This window comes from Flavobacterium commune, assembly GCF_001857965.1.
GTDB classification, from domain to species: Bacteria; Bacteroidota; Bacteroidia; order Flavobacteriales; family Flavobacteriaceae; genus Flavobacterium; species Flavobacterium commune.
In genome coordinates this window covers 2007027-2025380 of the sequence record NZ_CP017774.1, presented here as the reverse complement: position 1 = coordinate 2025380, position 18354 = coordinate 2007027, and the positions used below count along the sequence as shown (strand labels likewise).

Genomic DNA, 18354 nt, shown 5'->3' with positions numbered 1-18354 from the left:
TTTATTTTATAAAAAAATGTAGCAATCCCAACACAAAAGGATTGCTACATTTTTTTTATCTTTAATATCAAACAAAACTCAAATGAAACCCTACTGGATTAAAACCAACCCTATCATCAAAATGCTATTTTCTAATTTCATTTGGGACATTCCTAATAACGAAAAGAAAATCTACCTCACTTTTGATGATGGTCCCACACCCGAAATCACCAATTGGGTTTTGAATCAATTAGAACAATACAACGCCAAAGCCACTTTTTTTTGCATCGGCAAAAACATTGCAGCAAATCCCGAAATCTTTAATCAAATCCTTGAAAAAGGACACAGCATAGGCAACCACACCTACAATCACCTGAATGGATGGAAAACCACATCTCAAGAATATTTAGAAAATATAGAAGCCTGCGAAAATGCTATTTCAAATCTGAAGTCTGAAATCAAAGATCTGAAATCTAAAATCTTCAGACCTCCTTATGGAAAAGTAAAAGTCGCCCAGGCTAAAAAGCTCAGACAACAAGGCTATAAGATAATCATGTGGGATGTTTTGAGTGCCGATTTTGACCAAAACATTTCTAAAGAAGAATGCTTAAACAATGTATTATCTAACACTACATCGGGAAGTATCATAGTATTTCACGACAGTGTAAAAGCATTTAAAAATCTGGAATATGTACTCCCTAAAGCACTCCGGTATTTAACGGAGAATCACTTTTCATTCGAAGCTATAAAAGACTAAACCAGCAATTCCTGCACAATGGTAATCAAAGAATTAGCATCTAATTCTCCTGATTTTCTCCAAACCATCTGACCGTCTTTATACACCATCAAAGTAGGCAAACCTTTAATTCGTAATGCGTCAGCAAGCTCTTGATTTTTATCAACATCAATTTTTATCACCTTTGCTTTATCTCCTAAGGCAGCTGCAACATCTCTAATCACCTCGTGCATAGCAACAGAAGATTCATTCCAGTCTGTGTAAAAATCAATCAACACAGGCACTTTTGCACTTATAAGTTCTCCAAATTTTGACATAAACCAACGAATTATTTTTTTTAAATCTAATAAAAAATCGCGTTTCTTTGATACAAATGTAGCATTTTTAACGAATTATGCTACTTTCTCTCCTTTTTTTAGTTCAATAACTGTAATTTCAGGCATAATTCCTACTCTGCCAGGGTAAGCATGAAAGCCAAAACCCCTATTTACATACACATAACGCCCTAAATGCTCATACAAACCAGCCCATTGCGCATAGACATATTGTGCCAAACTCCACTTGAAATAACCGGGAATCTCTATACCAAACTGCATTCCGTGTGTGTGTCCTGAAAAAGTTAAATGAAAATTCTTTTGGTGATTTTTAACTTCATGATCCCAATGGCTCGGGTCGTGACTCATCAAAATTTTAAAATCTTTGTCATTCAAAGCCTCAGATGCCTTGTTCAAATCGCCTGCTTTCTTAAAATTATGCCCCCAGTTTTCAACTCCCACAACAGCTATTCGATCTTCTCCTTTTTGAATAATGGTATGTTCATTTAGCAATAAACTAAAACCAATCTGACCGTACAAATCTTTAATCTCTTTGAAATTTTGACTTTTTTCAGATTCCGAAGGCCAAGCCACATATTCGCCATAATCATGATTCCCCAAAACCGAAAACTTACCATATTGCGGTTTTTTAATTCGATTAAAAGTTTCAATCCAAGGGTGCATCTCCTTAGCATGCGTATTCACAATATCACCGGTAAACAAAATCATATCCGAATTTTGCTCATTAATCAAATCAATAGCATAATTAATCTTCTCCGGATTATCAAAACTTCCCGAATGCACATCCGAAATTTGAGTGATCGTAAAACCATCAAAAGCATCAGGCAAATCAGGAAAAAAGATACGCTGTTTAATTACCTTATAATTGTATTTTCCAATGGTTACACCATAAAGTAATGACAAGAACGGAATGGCAGCCAGACCTAATCCAATTTGGCTAACAAATTTTCGCCTGGAATCCAGAAAACTCTCATTGTCATTTTCTGTAAAATAATTAAGCACTCCCGCACCTATTCTAAAAACATCTTCCAGTAACAACACAACAGCTAACACCATCTTAGGCAGATAAACCACCAGCATTAACCCCATTGTAAACAGTGTAAACTTAGTTTGCCCCACCGAACGGTCAAAGCTAAAAAAACCATAAACGATATAAACCAAAATAGCCAAACTCAGCAAACTATAACCGACTAAAAACCATTTATCCTTAACGTTAGTCTTAACAGCCTGAAAAGCATAGACTTCAACAACTAACAATACAATAATAAAAAACAACAACCTAAACCCCATTGTAATACATTTTTACACAAAATAACAACATCTACCGCTTAATTAAGAACAACTTAATTAAATTTTAACTTGATACTATTATTTTTTTTGGAGCAGAACCATAAAACATTTAATAACGTCTCCTCCTGCTCTCCGCTTTATCTCTTGTCTCGTCCCAAAAAACGAGACAAGAGGATGCCGCTGCGATCAGGGCTAAAAAGAATGATTCAATTTCACAATAAAATTTGTAAGAATATTTTTAAAAAAAAATATAAAAAATCTAAAAACATAAAAAAAATTAATTAGCATATATTTGAGAAACGACATGACAGTAAATTTCCATCCAACAATTTTGAGTTTTTTTTTCAAGTAGTATACAGCAGTTTTTCAAAATACTTGTTCATAATTAATTACCGAAAACTGTAAAGAAAACACATTGATTAATGTATATTTGTAGTTAAAAAACAAACAAAAACCCACCTGCGCCAGCAGATGGGTCTATAATAAAGAGATTAATGTTTAATTACATAAATTAGCTTTCTTATCTCTTTCAGCAGTTTGGTTAAATAAAACATTACAAATGCTCCATATAGCAAATAAAATATTTTCATTTCGCGTGAAAATTAATTGTTAGACTTAATTGTTCTATCACTCAGAAACCGAAGTTACCGCTTCGGTTTTTGTTTTTGATGGAAGATAGATATTCCATCACTTTCATATTTCAAATTTAATCATAAGTATTCTACAACAAAAAGAATCTTATTAACATAAGTAAAAATCATTCGCCAAAATAAAAAAGCTAATTATTACAAAAATAAGTGATCTATTTTGTAAAAAGCCAACAATTAAAGAACATGTCTAAAATTTGGTTTTTATAAATGTTAATAAGTTTGACTTTTTAAAATCCGCAAAAACATCTCAGTTTACGAAATATCCAATCCCAACAAAGCAATTAGAAATAATCATAAAGTAAATTGAATTCTATATTTTTACATTTTAAATTCAATTTACACTTCAATGTCACAAAAACGTCTTTTTCTACTCGATGCCTATGCTTTAATTTTTAGAGGTTATTATGCCTTTATTAAAAATCCAAGAATCAACTCTAAGGGCATGGATACATCGGCCATTATGGGATTTATGAATTCACTGATGGATGTGATTAAGCGCGAAAAGCCGGATCATCTGGCGGTAGCTTTTGACAAAGGCGGCAGCGATTTGCGCAACGAATGGTTTCCAGAATACAAAGCCAATCGTGATGCGACACCCGAAGCCATCAAGATTGCCGTTCCTTATATCCAAGCCTTATTGAACGCTATGCACATTCCGATTATTGAAGTGCCGGGTTATGAAGCCGACGATTTAATTGGGACAATTGCCAAACAAGCTGAAAAAGAAAACTACAAAGTCTTTATGGTTACACCTGATAAGGATTTTGCCCAATTGGTTTCGGAAAACATTTTTATGTACAAACCCGCCCGTATGGGTAACGGAATCGAAATTTGGGGAATCCCTGAAGTATTGGAAAAATTTGAAATCGAAAGACCCGAGCAGGTTATTGACTACTTAGGAATGATGGGCGACTCGGCCGATAATATCCCTGGATTACCGGGTGTGGGAGAAAAAACAGCTAAAAAATTCCTTGCTGAATATGGCTCTATCGAAAATTTATTGGCTAACACCCACCAACTCAAAGGAGCCATCAAAGATAAAATTGAAGCCAATGCCGAACTGGGATTGTTGTCTAAAAAACTAGCGACTATTCTGCTGGATTGTCCAGTAACTTTTTGTGAAAAAGACTATGAACTTTCGACTCCTGATGTAGAAAAAACGGATGCTTTATTCAACGAACTCGAATTTAGAAGAATGGCCGAACAATTTGATGCCATTTTCAAACCAAAAGCTACTGGAGAAAGCAGCCCTCAAAGCACGGAACCTGACGCTAAACTATATAAAAAACCACAGCCTAAAAACGAAGACCAGTTTGATTTGTTTTCGGCCACCACTCCGGCGCAAGATACTGAAGTAACTCATCATCAGTTTTACAATACCCTGGAAAACACGCCGCATTCTTACCAAATCATTCAAGGCGATTTAGGAATTAAATTGTTATTGCAAAATTTACAAAAACAGACTTCCGTTTGCTTTGATACCGAAACAACAGGATTGGATGCTTTGCATGCAGAACTGGTTGGAATCTCATTTTCTTACGAAAAAGGAAAAGGATTTTACGTTCCCTTTCCCGAAAATCAGGACGAAGCCAAAGCTCTGGCAGAAAAATTCATTCCGTTTTTCGAAAATGCGGAAATTGAAAAAATTGGTCAAAACATCAAATACGATTTAAAAATACTGGCCAATTATAGCATTCGCGTAGCCGGAAAATTATTCGACACCATGATTGCGCATTATTTGATTAATCCTGATATGCGTCATAATATGGATATTTTATCGGAGACTTATTTGAAATATTCGCCAAAATCCATTGAAGATTTAATTGGTAAAAAAGGGAAGAATCAGAAATCGATGCGCGAAGTAGCTTTGGAAGATATCAAAGAATATGCTGCCGAAGATGCCGATGTTACCTTTCAATTGAAAGAATTATTTGCCGTAGAACTGGAAAAAACAGCCACTCAAAAACTATTTGACGAAATCGAAATTCCGTTAATTCCTGTTCTTGCAGCTATGGAAACCGAAGGAATCAAACTTGATGTTCCGTTTTTGAAAAGCATGTCAGTGGAAATGGCTGCCGAAAGCAATGCCCTGGAACAAAAAATATATGAAACTGCCGGTGAGAAATTCAATCTGGCTTCGCCAAAACAACTCGGCGATATTTTATTTGACAAATTAAAAATTGGCGGTGCCAAACAAAAGAAAACCAAAACAGGACAATATGCTACTGGCGAAGAGGTTTTATCTTATCTAGCCAATGACAACGAAATTGTACGTGACATTCTCGAATGGCGCCAAATGGTGAAATTACAAAGTACTTATATTGACGCTTTACCAAACCAGGTTGACACAAAAACAGGACGCGTGCATACCGATTATATGCAAACCGTAGCAGCAACAGGACGTTTGAGTTCTAATAATCCGAACTTACAAAACATTCCTATTCGTACTGAAAGAGGGCGATTGATTCGTAAAGCATTTATTGCTCGTGATGAAAATTACACCTTGGTTTCTGCGGATTATTCTCAAATAGAATTGCGTGTAATTGCTGCTTTGAGTGGCGAAGAAAACATGATTAAGGCTTTCCAAAACAATGAAGACATTCATAAATCGACTGCTTCTAAGGTTTTCAATGTGCCTTTAGAAGAAGTGACACGCGAACAACGTAGTCATGCTAAAACGGTTAACTTCGGGATTATTTATGGGGTTTCGGCTTTTGGACTTTCGAATCAGACGAATCTTTCCCGTTCTGAAAGCGCCGAACTGATTGAAGCTTATTACAAATCGTATCCAAGGTTGAAATCGTATATCGGCGATCAAATTGATTTTGCCCGAGATCATGGTTATGTGCAAACGGTTTTAGGACGTCGCAGGTATTTAAAAGACATCAATTCGCAAAATGCTATTGTTCGCGGTGGTGCCGAACGTAATGCAGTAAATGCACCTATTCAAGGTTCAGCGGCTGATATTATCAAAATTGCAATGATTAACATTCATAACAAGTTGACTTCGCCGAATCCCGATGGTTCGGGATGGAAATCGAAAATGTTATTGCAAGTACATGATGAACTTGTGTTTGATGTACACAACTCAGAATTAGAAAAAATCCAACCGATGATTAAAGCCGAAATGGAAAATGCTTTTAAATTAGAAGTTCCTCTAGTTGTCGATTTAGGAATGGGGAAAAACTGGCTGGAAGCGCATTAATATTTTAGATTGCAGAATTTAGAATGCAGTAGCAGTAATCCGGAATAGACTTTATTTCACTAAGAGGTACAAAAATATGCGAAATTTAGCGCACTTTTGTACCTCTTTGAGTATCTTCGTTAAGCCTATTCCTATTACAGAATGCAAGCTAACATTAGCAATCCTAAATTTATGAAGAAAATAATCCTGTGTTTTTTTGTATTTCAATCCATATTGGTGTTTTGTCAAAATCAAAGCTATTATTTAGAAGGTACTTTGGCAAAAAGTAAAATCTATATGAGTATAAATCTATTTGGCTCTACTACCGAGGAACCTAATACCAATGCTATTTATTTTTACCAAAACTCATTAAAAGACATTCCGCTAGAAGGATCTTTTAAGAACAATGAATTCACTTTAACAGTAAAGCACAATGATACAATCAGAGAAAAATTTATTCTAAAAAAAGTAGCTAACAATAATTTTGAAGGAATCTGGAGGGATGCCAAAGGAAAATCCTTTACCGTCAAGCTTTCTCCAATTGATTTTACCAATTACAAATCTGACTTATCAGAAAACTATATTGATGAAAAATTAAATCTTGTAAAATCGAAATTCCTTGAATTCAAGAAACAAAAAACTACTACTTATAAAAACAAAGTAATAGAGTGGTATTCAGAAAAACACTGTAACGTTCTCTTTTTTAGATTAGGAGATAATTTTCTTGAAAACAATAAAAACAAAGTCAATCCAGTTTTAGAAAAAATACATATTGAAAATATTCTAGACCAATTAAATTGTTCATCGAGTTTTGAATATAATACCGGAGAAGGTATAGCTTATGAAACCTCTTTAACTTTTTTAAACAGCAATTTATTAGGATTTAAAACAAGCATGAATTGGTTTTGCGGAGGGGCTTATCCTGATTATACAACTAGAGGTTTTTTAATTGATTTAAATACAGGGAAAAATTATGAAATAGATGATATAATCGCTTTTGACAAAAGTGTAACAACTGAAAAAGAAAGTGGTTTTGACAGCTACTCGAAGTACAGACATGATCATTTTGCACCTAAACTATTTTCCATAGTAAACGCTCAACAATATTTTAAAAAACCAAAAGATAATGAAGAAGAGCCTTGTGACATGACTGATTTGAACCGTTGGGATTTTTTAACTTGGATTTACTCTGAAAAAGGTATCGAATTTACCCCCTCTTTTCCACATGCAATGAAGGGATCTTGCGAAGAAACTTTCTTAGTTTCGTTTGAAAAATTGAAAAAATATAAAAATCCTAAATTTAAATACAGCTTTAATTAGAACATAAAAACATTCAAAACAAAAAATCCATTCTTATTTATTTTTAAGAATGGATTTTTTTTTCGTTTTAGAAGATTCTCTTTCTTTTAGATTGGTTTTGATAACCACCGTTTGATAAGGCAATTCGTTTTCTTCATCTGCTTCTAAGCGATCAATGAGTAATTTGGCTGCAACTTCTCCAATCTCAACTCCATGCTGACTTACCGTACTCAAGCTTGGTGTTAATCGTCTGGAAGCTAAAATTCCATCAGCAAAACCTATGATGGATAACTCTTCCGGAATTTTATATCCTTTTTTAATAGCAACTTTCAAAGCCGCAACCGAATCGCGTTCGTCTAAAGCAAAAACACCATCAATAGTATTGTTTTCAAAAATAGCTTCAATTCTTTTTTTCATATCATCTTCTGAATTGGTGCGAAGAATAATATTTTCGTTTACCGGAATTCCATTATCGGCCAGGGCTTTCAAATAACCTTCTGTTCTTAATTTCCCAACACTTAAATCATCTACAGAAGAAATCAATGCAATGTTTTTACACCCCGTATCGATTAATCTTTGCGTTACATTCAATGCCGAATCATAGTCATCTACCACTACTTTATCGCATTCGACTTCTTCAGCAATGCGGTCAAACATTACAATTGGCGTTCCTTCATTAATAATATCCGTAAAATGAGAATAGTCCTGGAGTTTTTGAGCTTCCTGTGAAACCGACAAGATAAAACCATCGGTAGTTCCATTACTCAACATTTCTAATGTATTGATTTCTTTTACTATCGATTCATTCGAAATACAGGTAATAACATTATACCCTTTTTCGTCAGCTACTTTTTCGATACCGCTAAATACTTTGGCAAAAAAAGAATTCAAAATATTCGGGATAATCACCCCTATGGTTTTAGTTTTTCTGTTTTTCAAGTTCAAACCTATAATATTAGGCTTGTAATTTTTGAGTTTAGCATACTCTTTAATCTTAACCTTAGTCTGACTACTAATCTCCGGACTATCATTCAGTGCTTTAGAAACCGTAGAAACAGAAACATTAAGTTCTTTGGCAATTTGTTTAAGTGTAGCTTTAACTTTCATATTAATAATATTGTCTTCGTTTTTAGAATAGATGCAATTAATAAAAAACACTAGATTAACTCTAAAAAATAAATCCTATTTCTCTTATTCCTCACATCGCAAGACTGCAAGATAATCAATTTATTTTTCAAATCAAATGTAAGATAATTTTAAAACCTGAGCCACCTACAGAAATACAAAAAAGAAGCAGCTCAGAGCACCACAAATATCCGATTGATTATCAGCCAGAAAACCTGAAAAAATTATTCATTTAAGGTATTTGTATTTAAAATAATTAATTGTACTTTTGCAACCCCTTTATTGGGGATGGAATGTTTAATTAAAAAATTTTTATTGTGAACGCATTAAGCTACAAGACAATTTCAGCTACAAAGGCAAACTCTACTAAAGAGTGGATCGTTGTAGATGCAGAGGGTCATAACTTAGGACGTCTTGCTTCTAAAGTCGCTATGATTTTAAGAGGAAAGTACAAGCCAAGCTATACCCCACACGTGGACTGTGGAGATAACGTAATTGTTATCAACGCAGAAAAAATCAACCTTACAGGTAACAAAATGGACGAGAAAATTTACATGCGTCACACAGGTTATCCAGGAGGACAAAGAACTTTAACTGCTAAAGTATTGCAAGCTAAAAACCCTGCAGCTTTAGTTGAAAAAGCAGTAAAAGGAATGTTACCTAAGAACAAATTAGGAGCTGAACTTTTCAGAAATTTAAATGTTGTTGTTGGTTCTGAGCACAAACAAGCGGCTCAAAAACCAAGAACTGTTAACCTAAACGATCTTAAGTAATGGGAGTTATTCACAAAATCGGTAGAAGAAAAACCGCTGTTGCACGTGTTTATGTTTCAGAAGGAACAGGAGTAATCACTGTTAACAAAAAAGAATTCGCAACTTATTTCCCTACAGCTACTTTACAGTACAAAGTATTGCAACCAATGTCTATGACAGAAAACGCATCTAACTTTGACGTAAAAGTAAATGTTTACGGAGGTGGTGTAACTGGTCAGGCAGAAGCTGTAAGAATGGCAATCGCTCGCGCAATGTGTGAAGTAAATGCTGAAAACAGAGGTGTTTTAAAACCAGAAGGTTTATTAACTAGAGACCCAAGAATGGTTGAACGTAAGAAATTCGGTCAGAAGAAAGCTCGTAAGAGATTCCAATTCTCTAAACGTTAATATTGCCTGTCTTGTTCACAGGAGCAAGACTTTATTGAATTTATTATTGAATTTAAACAATGTTGTTGTTGTCCCGATGCGTCGGGAAATTAGTTTAGCATCTAAATGTATTTAGCCGAAATTTCGCCATTTATACATTGCTTACTCAACAGAACGTAAACTAGTACAAAAATGTCAAACAAAGTAGAAGTAAAAGAATTACTAGAAGCAGGTGTTCACTTTGGACACATGACTAGAAAATGGGATCCAAACATGGCTCCTTACATTTATATGGAGCGTAATGGTATTCACATTATCAACCTATATAAAACTGCAGCTAAAATCGAAGAAGCTAACGAAGCTTTGAAAAAAATCGCTGCATCAGGTAGAAAAATATTATTTGTTGCTACCAAAAAACAAGCAAAAGACATCGTTGCTGATAAAGCAAAAGCTGCAAACATGCCTTACATCACTGAAAGATGGCCAGGTGGAATGTTAACAAACTTTGTTACTATCCGTAAAGCAGTTAAAAAAATGTCTTCTATTGATAAAATGAAGAAAGATGGTACTTTCAACACTCTATCTAAAAAAGAGCGTTTACAAGTAGATCGTCTTCGTGCTAAATTAGAAAAAAACTTAGGTTCAATCGCTGATATGTCTAGACTTCCAGCTGCATTGTTCGTAGTAGATATCAAAGCTGAGCACATCGCAATAAAAGAAGCACAAAAATTAAACATTCCAGTTTTCGCAATGGTTGATACTAACTCTGATCCACGTGAAGTAGATTACGTTATCCCAGCTAATGACGATGCTTCTAAATCAATTGAGAAAATTTTATCTTTAGTAACTGCATCAGTTATCGAAGGACTTTCTGAAAGAGGTTCTGAAAAAGAAGTTGAAGTAGCTGAAGAAGCTCCGGCTGCTGAAGCTGCTCCTGCAACTGAAGAATAAATAAACTTTTAAATTCCAAATTTTAAATTCCAAATTCCAAAATCAGATTTTTTAACCATCTGATAACGTTGGAATTTGGGATTTGAAGGTTGGAATTTTTACTTTTAACATTAAAACACAAGATATATTATGGCAACAATTACTGCTGCAGACGTAAATAAATTAAGACAAGCTACAGGTGCCGGAATGATGGACTGTAAAAAAGCTCTAGTTGAAGCGGAAGGAGATTTCGACAAAGCAATACAAAACCTTAGAGAAAAAGGACAAAAAGTTGCTGCTAACCGTTCTGACCGTGAGTCTTCTGAAGGAGCTGCTGTTTCTTTCATCAATGCTGACAACACTAAAGGAGCTATCATCACTTTAAACTGTGAGACAGACTTCGTAGGTAAAAACGAAGCTTTCGTAACTTTAGCTAAAGAACTAGTAGAAAAAGCAATTAACTTCTCTTCTAAAGAAGAATTCTTAGCTTCTGATTTCAACGGAATTACTGTTGCTGAGAAATTAATCGAGCAAACAGGTGTTATCGGTGAAAAAATCGAGATCGGTGGTTTCGAAATTTTAGAAGGTGCTTTCGTTGGATCTTATGTTCACGTTAACAAAATTGCTGCTTTAACAGCTATTTCTGCTCCAATCGCTAATGCTGAAGTTTTAACTAAAGACATCTCTATGCAAGTTGCTTCTATGGGAGCTGATACATTATCTTACAAAGATTTTGATCCAGCTTTCGTTGAATCTGAACTTGCTGCTCGTATTGCTGTTATAGAAAAAGACAATGAAGAAGCTGCACGTTTAGGAAAAACTTTGAAAAATGTTCCTAAATACATCTCTTTCTCTCAATTAACTCCTGAAGTTATCAAACAAGCTGAAGAAGATGCTAAAGCTGAATTAAAAGCTGAAGGTAAACCAGAGCAAATTTGGGACAAAATTATTCCTGGAAAAGTACAACGTTTCATTTCTGACAACACTACTTTAGACCAAGAAAAAGCGTTATTAGACCAAAACTTCATCAAAGATGATAGTAAAAAAGTTGGTGATTACGTTAAAGGATTCAATGTTGAAATTACAGGTTTCAAAAGAGTTACTTTAGGTTAATCTAACTAGATTTTATACTTATACAAAATCCCATCTCGTTTGAGAAAACGAAATGGGATTTTTTTTTGAATTTAACTTTTGTTCAAATCCTAAATTCAAAATAAAGAAACTAAATTTGGTTGAATCAAATCCCTAAATATGTTTCAATCCAAAAAAGACCTTGTTTACGTAATACTCGCCGGAATTTTTATCACCAATGCTGTTGTCGCCGAATTGATTGGCGGAAAACTCATTTACGTTGGCCCTTATTTGATGAGTATCGGAATTTTACCCTGGCCAGTTGTATTCCTTACCACCGACTTAATCAATGAATATTTTGGAAAAGATGGGGTTCGAAAACTTTCTTTAATTACCGCCTGCTTGATTTCGTATTGTTTTGTTTTATTGTTTTTTGCCTTAAAAATTCCAGCTGTCAAAGGCGATGGTTTAGTGACCGACGCACAATTTCACGCTGTTTTTGGGCAAAGTATGTGGATTATTGTCGGAAGCATTACTGCCTTTATGGTCTCGCAGTTAATCGACGTAACCATTTTTCATTTTTTCAAACAAAAAACAGGCAACAAAATGATTTGGCTCCGAAGTACCGGTTCCACTGTCATTTCCCAACTTTTCGATAGTTTTATCGTTTTGGGAATTGCCTTTTGGATGACCGGAAAAATCTCCACTCCCGACTATATAGCATCAGCATTTACAGGTTATTTCGTCAAACTAACAATCGCCATAGTATTGACACCGTTAATCTATTTAGGACATTCGATGATTGAAAAATACATTCATAGCAAATAATTATGGAAGCAAAAACACGTTGCGCCTGGTGCGAAAAAGACGATTTATACCGTAAATACCATGATGAAGAATGGGGAACACCTGTTTATGACGACCCAACTTTATTTGAATTTTTAATTTTGGAAACTTTTCAGGCGGGCTTAAGTTGGTATACTGTTTTGGCAAAAAGAGAAAATTTTCGCGAAGCTTTTGACCAATTTGACTATCAAAAAGTCGCTACTTATTCCGAGGAAAAAATTCAGGAACTCATGACCAATCCAGGGATTATCCGCAACCAGTTAAAAATCCGTGCTGCCGTTTCCAATGCCCTTGCCTTTATGAAAGTTCAGGAAGAATTTGGCAGTTTTTCCAAATACATCTGGGCTTTTACCGAAGGAAAACCTATCGACAACAACCCAAAATCACTCAAAGAAGTTCCCGCTACCACTCCCCTTTCAGATGCTATTAGCAAAGATTTAAAAAAACGCGGATTCAAGTTCGTAGGTTCCACCGTAGTCTACGCTCACATGCAGGCAACCGGAATGGTTAACGACCACATAGAAGAATGTTGGACAAGAAATCAGTAAGCAGTGTTCAGTTTTGATGTATTCAATGTAAAATTGTTAAACTTCTCTTTTCTAACTTCTCTTTTCTAACTTTTTAATTACATTTGTCACACACTTTAGGGGTGTCTGCATTAGCAGGCTGAGATTTTACCCTCTGAACCTGATCTAGTTCATACTAGCGTAGGGAAAAGTAAGATGACTTCCGTGGTCCCATTTTTTGGGCACTTTGTAGCCATTCCTAAAGTATTTTTTATTAAAAAAAATACGAGAATGGAACTAAAAATCAACAATCAAATCAAACAATTTCAAGCAGATGCGCTAAGCATTCAAGCCTTGCTCGATATTGAAATTCCCCAAAAACAAAATGGCATTGCTGTAGCCGTAAACAGTAACGTAATTCCAAAATCCAATTGGGACAGTCACCACTTATCCGAAACTGACGATATTTTAATTATTTCAGCTACACAGGGAGGATAATATTCAGTTTGCAGACTGCAGTAGTCGGTTTTCAGTCCTAAAGCTGGATAAATTCCAACTCAGGAACTAAAAACCCGTATCAATCTGTGTCTTCGCTTTAGCGAATCCGCCTTATCCGTGTGCCATTGACCATAACAAAATAGACTTTATAACATTAAGATTAAAAATATGACAAACGAAGAACAAATTTCCAGACAACCCTTCCCGAATTCGACCAAAGTGTACATAGATGGTGAAATCCACCCGATAAAAGTGGCTATGCGCGAAATCAAATTATCCGACACTAAACTTTCTAAAGGTGGTGTGGAGAAAAATCCTCCGGTAACAGTTTATGATACTTCAGGTCCTTATACCGATCCAAATATCGAAATTGATGTTCGCAAAGGATTACCTCGCATCCGTGAGCAATGGATTCTGGATCGTAATGATGTGGAAGAATTAACCGAAATTACTTCTAATTACGGTAAAGAACGTTTGAATGATGAAAAACTAAATCACCTTCGTTTTGAATATTTACACAAACCGATGCGTGCTAAAAAAGGAGCGAATGTTTCGCAATTGCATTATGCTAAAAAAGGAATTATCACTCCAGAAATGGAATACATTGCCATTCGTGAAAACCAACGCATCGAGCAATTAGAAACGGCACAAAAAGCAATGCAATGCCAACATGCAGGACATAGTTTTGGAGCCAATACTCCAAAAAGCAAAATCACTCCTGAATTTGTACGCTCTGAAATTGCAGCAGGACGTGCCATCATCCCTAACAACATCAACCACCCTGAAAGTGAGCCGATGATTGTGGGACGTAACTTCCTGGTAAAAATCAATGCTAATATCGGAAACAGTGCCGTTACTTCGTCTATCGAAGAAGAAGTAGAAAAAGCGGTTTGGGCTTGCCGTTGGGGAGCTGATACCATTATGGATTTATCAACTGGAAAAAACATCCACGAAACCAGAGAATGGATTATCCGTAACTCTCCGGTGCCAATTGGGACGGTGCCAATTTACCAGGCTTTGGAAAAAGTAAACGGTATTGCCGAAGATTTAACTTGGGAAATTTTCCGTGATACTTTGATTGAACAGGCTGAACAAGGAGTCTCTTATTTCACTATTCACGCAGGAGTACTGTTAAGATATATTCATTTAACAGCTAATCGTGTAACGGGAATTGTATCTCGTGGAGGTTCGATTATGGCTAAATGGTGTTTGTTTCATCACAAAGAAAACTTCTTGTACACGCATTTTGAAGAAATCTGCGAAATCATGAAACAATATGATGTGGCTTTCTCTCTTGGAGATGGTTTACGCCCGGGTTCTATTGCCGATGCGAATGATGCAGCACAATTTGCCGAATTGGAAACTTTAGGCGAACTGACAAAAATTGCCTGGAAACACGATGTTCAGGTATTTATTGAAGGACCGGGTCACGTACCAATGCACATGATTAAAGAGAATATGGACAAACAATTAGAGCACTGTTCTGAAGCGCCATTTTACACCCTTGGACCATTAACTACCGATATTGCTCCTGGTTATGACCACATCACTTCTGCCATTGGTGCGGCAATGATTGGCTGGTATGGCTGTGCAATGTTGTGTTATGTTACACCAAAAGAACACCTTGGCTTACCAAACAAAAAAGACGTAAAAGACGGAGTTATCACCTATAAAATCTCAGCTCACGCTGCTGACTTGGCTAAAGGACATCCTGGAGCACAATACCGCGACAATGCGTTGAGTAAAGCCCGTTTTGAATTCCGTTGGGAAGACCAATTCAACTTAGCTCTTGACCCTGATACAGCCCGTGAATTCCACGATGAAACCTTACCTGCTGACGGAGCTAAAGTAGCGCATTTCTGTTCTATGTGTGGCCCAAAATTCTGTTCAATGAAAATATCTCAGGAAATCCGCGATGTTGAAGAAGCTAAAAAAGGGATGCAGGAGAAATCAGAGGAGTTTATTGAGCAAGGAAAAGAAATCTATATCTAAAAAGAGGGAAGCTGGGAGTTGGAAGAGGGAAGTTAAAACTTCACTTCTAACTTCCCACCTCTAACTTCTAACTTAAAATGATAGTAATATCCAATCCAACAGCGATATCTAACGAAATCAATACCATCCATGCTCTTTTCGAGCGTGGATTGGAATTGTTTCATGTTCGAAAACCTGATTTTTCAGAGGAGGAAATGAAAGCTTTTGTAACTGCTATTGGATTAGAATATCGCAGCAAACTCGTTTTACACAGTCATCATCAATTGGCGGAAGATTTAGGAGTTATCCGGATTCATTTTCCTTCAACGAATAGACCTGACAGCTTTCAAAAATCTGAAGACTTTACAGTATCTACTTCAACACATTCTATCGAAGAATTTAATGTGTTGTCTGATGATTTTGATTATGCTTTTTTGAGTCCTGTTTTTCCTTCTATTTCAAAAGAAAACTATGTCCCAAAAACAAATTTATTCGAAGAAATTAAAAACAGAACTAATTTCAACACAAAAACAGTGGCTTTGGGAGGAATTTCGGCAGCAAATATTAAACAAACTCTAGAAAAAGGCTTTGATGATGTTGCTCTTTTAGGAAACATTTGGAACACGGAAAATCCAATTAAAAATTTTGAATCATGTCAACAAATCGTCCTTTCGTATTAAGCATTGCGGGTTTTGATCCTTCAGCCGGCGCAGGAGTTTTGGCAGATATCAAAACATTCGAACAACATCGGGTTTATGGATTTGCCATTAATACAGGCAATACCATTCAAACCGAGAGTGATTTTTTTGAAATGCAATGGACGGCTCTTGATTTTGTTTTGCGAAGTATTGAAGTATTATTCCAAAAATATCCTGTAAAAGCAGTAAAAATCGGAATTGTTCCTTCATTAGACTATTTAAAATCGATTGTTTTTTCGATAAAAAAGCTTTCGCCAAAAACCAAAATAGTGTGGGATACGGTTTTAAGATCTACTACTGAATTTGACTTTTTGACTATTGAAAATCAAAACGATTTGATTGCAGTGTTGAACGAAATAGAACTGATAACACCCAATTATTATGAAATTTTAAAATTGGATTCCAAGGAAAAATCAGTCGAACTTATTGCTGAAAAACTATCCAAAAACTGCTCTATTTTATTAAAAGGAGGACATCATCCCACGGAAGTTGGTACTGATTATTTGCATACACCAAATCAATCTTTCAGGCTTTCGCCAAAAAACACTGAAATATATCCAAAACACGGTTCGGGTTGTGTATTATCGGCAGCTATAACCGCTAATCTGGCCTTAGAACAAGAGCTTTTAACTGCCTGCAAAAACGGCAAAAATTATACGGAAAACTTTTTATTGTCAAACCCATCACAATTAGGACATCATTATGTATAAGCGTTTACAATACATATCGCAAGGAAACACAATTGAAGCACAATTGCACAACATTCAGCAAGCTTTAGAGCATGGCTGTCAATGGATTCAAATGCGTTTCAAAAATGCTACTTCAGAAGATACATTTACTTTGGCGGAAGCCGTAAAAATCTTGTGCAACCAATACTCAGCCACATTTATCATCAACGACAATGTACCACTAGTGCTGGAAATTGATGCCGACGGCGTTCATTTAGGACTAAGCGACATGAAAATAGCCAATGCAAGAGCAATTCTGGGTAACCAAAAAATCATTGGTGGCACAGCAAATACTTTTGAGGATATTCAAAAACACATCAATCAAGGTGCGGACTATATTGGCTTAGGTCCTTTTCGTTTCACAAAAACCAAAGAAAAATTAAGTCCGATTTTAGGATTAGAGGGCTACCAAAACATCCTGAGTCAGCTGCAAGAGCAACAAATAAAAACACCTATTTATGCTATTGGAGGCATCCTGACTGACGATGTGGAATCCATCATCAAAACAGGAATTCATGGTATTGCCGTTTCAGGTTTGATTACTGAAAGCGATAGCAAAACAAAATTAATAACTGAACTTAACGAAAAATTATATGGAAACGTCATTGTTTAAAATTGGCGATAAAGAACTGCAATCGCGCTTGTTTTTAGGAACAGGGAAATTTGGTTCGAATCTCCAAATGGAAGAAGCTATCTTGGCTTCTGGGAGCGAATTAGTTACGGTTGCCTTAAAACGTGTCGATTTAGAAACCGATACCGATGCTATTTTATCACATTTAAAACATCCCAGAATCAATTTATTACCCAATACTTCGGGAGCCAGAAATGCTAAGGAAGCCGTTTTTGCAGCACAATTGGCAAGAGAAGCACTGGAAACAAATTGGTTAAAACTCGAAATTCATCCCGACCCAAGATACCTGCTACCCGATCCAATCGAAACCTTGAAAGCCACCGAGGAGTTGGCCAAATTAGGATTTATCGTTTTGCCTTACATCCACGCCGATCCCGTTTTATGTAAAAGATTAGAAGATGCCGGAACAGCAGCTGTAATGCCTTTGGGATCACCAATAGGAAGCAACAAAGGACTAAAAACTATCGATTTCCTGGAAATTATCATCGAACAATCTAAGGTTCCTGTGATTATTGATGCGGGAATTGGAGCACCATCAGATGCTGCCAAAGCTATGGAACTGGGTGCCGATGCCGTTTTAGTAAACACCGCAATTGCAGTAGCCGGAAATCCAAAAATGATGGCTGAAGCATTCAAAGAAGCTGTAATTGCAGGAAGAAAAGCCTACGAAGCCAAACTGGGACAGCAATACTCGCATGCAATAGCATCAAGTCCATTGACGTCGTTTTTATATGAATAA

General features: G+C 35.9%; 18 protein-coding genes and 1 riboswitch. Of the genes, 15 read left to right on the top strand and 3 right to left on the bottom strand.

All coding sequences use genetic code 11. From position 1 onward, the window contains the following. Positions 1-82: 82 nt before the first annotated feature. On the top strand, positions 83-736 hold the full coding sequence (locus BIW12_RS08425) for a polysaccharide deacetylase family protein (RefSeq protein WP_071184717.1): 654 nt from the start codon (positions 83-85) through the stop codon (positions 734-736). Here BIW12_RS08425 and BIW12_RS08420 read toward each other — a convergent pair. Further along, on the bottom strand, positions 733-1032 hold the full coding sequence (locus BIW12_RS08420) for a thioredoxin family protein (RefSeq protein ID WP_071184716.1): 300 nt from the start codon (positions 1030-1032) through the stop codon (positions 733-735). The genes BIW12_RS08425 and BIW12_RS08420 overlap by 4 nt on opposite strands. A 75-nt stretch (positions 1033-1107) precedes the next feature. Further along, positions 1108-2340 carry a metallophosphoesterase gene (locus BIW12_RS08415; RefSeq protein WP_071184715.1) on the bottom strand — a complete coding sequence of 411 codons (1233 nt, stop codon included), beginning with the start codon at positions 2338-2340 and terminating at the stop codon, positions 1108-1110. 996 nt (positions 2341-3336) lie between these two features. On the opposite strand from BIW12_RS08415, the gene polA reads away from it, so the two are divergent. Both polA and BIW12_RS08405 read left to right on the top strand, forming a co-directional pair. After that, positions 3337-6195 carry a DNA polymerase I gene (gene polA, locus BIW12_RS08410; protein ID WP_071184714.1) on the top strand — a complete coding sequence of 953 codons (2859 nt, stop codon included), beginning with the start codon at positions 3337-3339 and terminating at the stop codon, positions 6193-6195. 276 nt (positions 6196-6471) lie between these two features. Continuing rightward, positions 6472-7494 carry a hypothetical protein gene (locus tag BIW12_RS08405; protein ID WP_232227066.1) on the top strand — a complete coding sequence of 341 codons (1023 nt, stop codon included), beginning with the start codon at positions 6472-6474 and terminating at the stop codon, positions 7492-7494. A 33-nt stretch (positions 7495-7527) separates the two neighbouring features. Here BIW12_RS08405 and BIW12_RS08400 read toward each other — a convergent pair whose 3' ends face one another. Continuing rightward, a complete protein-coding gene (locus BIW12_RS08400) occupies positions 7528-8580 on the bottom strand; it encodes a LacI family DNA-binding transcriptional regulator (protein WP_071184713.1) in 1053 nt (350 codons plus the stop codon). A 335-nt stretch (positions 8581-8915) separates the two neighbouring features. Between BIW12_RS08400 and rplM the strand changes: the two genes are divergently transcribed. From rplM to BIW12_RS08340, 12 genes are all read left to right on the top strand, one after another. Beyond that, positions 8916-9371, top strand: a complete 456-nt coding sequence (rplM, locus tag BIW12_RS08395; protein ID WP_071184712.1) for a 50S ribosomal protein L13 — start codon at positions 8916-8918, stop codon at positions 9369-9371. Then, on the top strand, positions 9371-9757 hold the full coding sequence (gene rpsI, locus BIW12_RS08390; protein ID WP_071184711.1) for a 30S ribosomal protein S9: 387 nt from the start codon (positions 9371-9373) through the stop codon (positions 9755-9757). Before rplM ends, rpsI begins: the two co-directional genes overlap by 1 nt. 171 nt (positions 9758-9928) lie before the next feature. Next, positions 9929-10687 carry a 30S ribosomal protein S2 gene (rpsB, locus tag BIW12_RS08385; RefSeq protein ID WP_071184710.1) on the top strand — a complete coding sequence of 253 codons (759 nt, stop codon included), beginning with the start codon at positions 9929-9931 and terminating at the stop codon, positions 10685-10687. 129 nt (positions 10688-10816) lie between these two features. Further along, positions 10817-11779, top strand: a complete 963-nt coding sequence (gene tsf, locus BIW12_RS08380) for a translation elongation factor Ts (RefSeq protein ID WP_071184709.1) — start codon at positions 10817-10819, stop codon at positions 11777-11779. 138 nt (positions 11780-11917) lie between these two features. Next, positions 11918-12565 carry a queuosine precursor transporter gene (locus BIW12_RS08375; protein WP_071184708.1) on the top strand — a complete coding sequence of 216 codons (648 nt, stop codon included), beginning with the start codon at positions 11918-11920 and terminating at the stop codon, positions 12563-12565. A gap of 2 nt (positions 12566-12567) precedes the next feature. Then, positions 12568-13131, top strand: coding sequence for a DNA-3-methyladenine glycosylase I (locus BIW12_RS08370; protein WP_071184707.1), 564 nt, complete (start codon positions 12568-12570; stop codon positions 13129-13131). An 87-nt stretch (positions 13132-13218) separates the two neighbouring features. Further along, a riboswitch (TPP riboswitch) is annotated at positions 13219-13314 on the top strand. A gap of 66 nt (positions 13315-13380) precedes the next feature. Beyond that, positions 13381-13587, top strand: a complete 207-nt coding sequence (gene thiS, locus BIW12_RS08365; RefSeq protein ID WP_071184706.1) for a sulfur carrier protein ThiS — start codon at positions 13381-13383, stop codon at positions 13585-13587. A gap of 168 nt (positions 13588-13755) precedes the next feature. Continuing rightward, positions 13756-15579 carry a phosphomethylpyrimidine synthase ThiC gene (gene thiC, locus BIW12_RS08360; RefSeq protein WP_071184705.1) on the top strand — a complete coding sequence of 608 codons (1824 nt, stop codon included), beginning with the start codon at positions 13756-13758 and terminating at the stop codon, positions 15577-15579. Positions 15580-15656: 77 nt separating this feature from the next. Continuing rightward, positions 15657-16238: a thiamine phosphate synthase gene (locus tag BIW12_RS08355; protein WP_071184704.1), complete on the top strand. Its 582-nt coding sequence runs from the start codon at positions 15657-15659 to the stop codon at positions 16236-16238. Next, positions 16211-16966 carry a hydroxymethylpyrimidine/phosphomethylpyrimidine kinase gene (locus tag BIW12_RS08350; protein WP_071184703.1) on the top strand — a complete coding sequence of 252 codons (756 nt, stop codon included), beginning with the start codon at positions 16211-16213 and terminating at the stop codon, positions 16964-16966. The genes BIW12_RS08355 and BIW12_RS08350 overlap by 28 nt, the downstream gene beginning before the upstream one ends. Continuing rightward, on the top strand, positions 16959-17597 hold the full coding sequence (locus BIW12_RS08345) for a thiamine phosphate synthase (RefSeq protein ID WP_071184702.1): 639 nt from the start codon (positions 16959-16961) through the stop codon (positions 17595-17597). The genes BIW12_RS08350 and BIW12_RS08345 overlap by 8 nt, the downstream gene beginning before the upstream one ends. Beyond that, a complete protein-coding gene (locus BIW12_RS08340; protein ID WP_071184701.1) occupies positions 17578-18354 on the top strand; it encodes a thiazole synthase in 777 nt (258 codons plus the stop codon). The genes BIW12_RS08345 and BIW12_RS08340 overlap by 20 nt, the downstream gene beginning before the upstream one ends.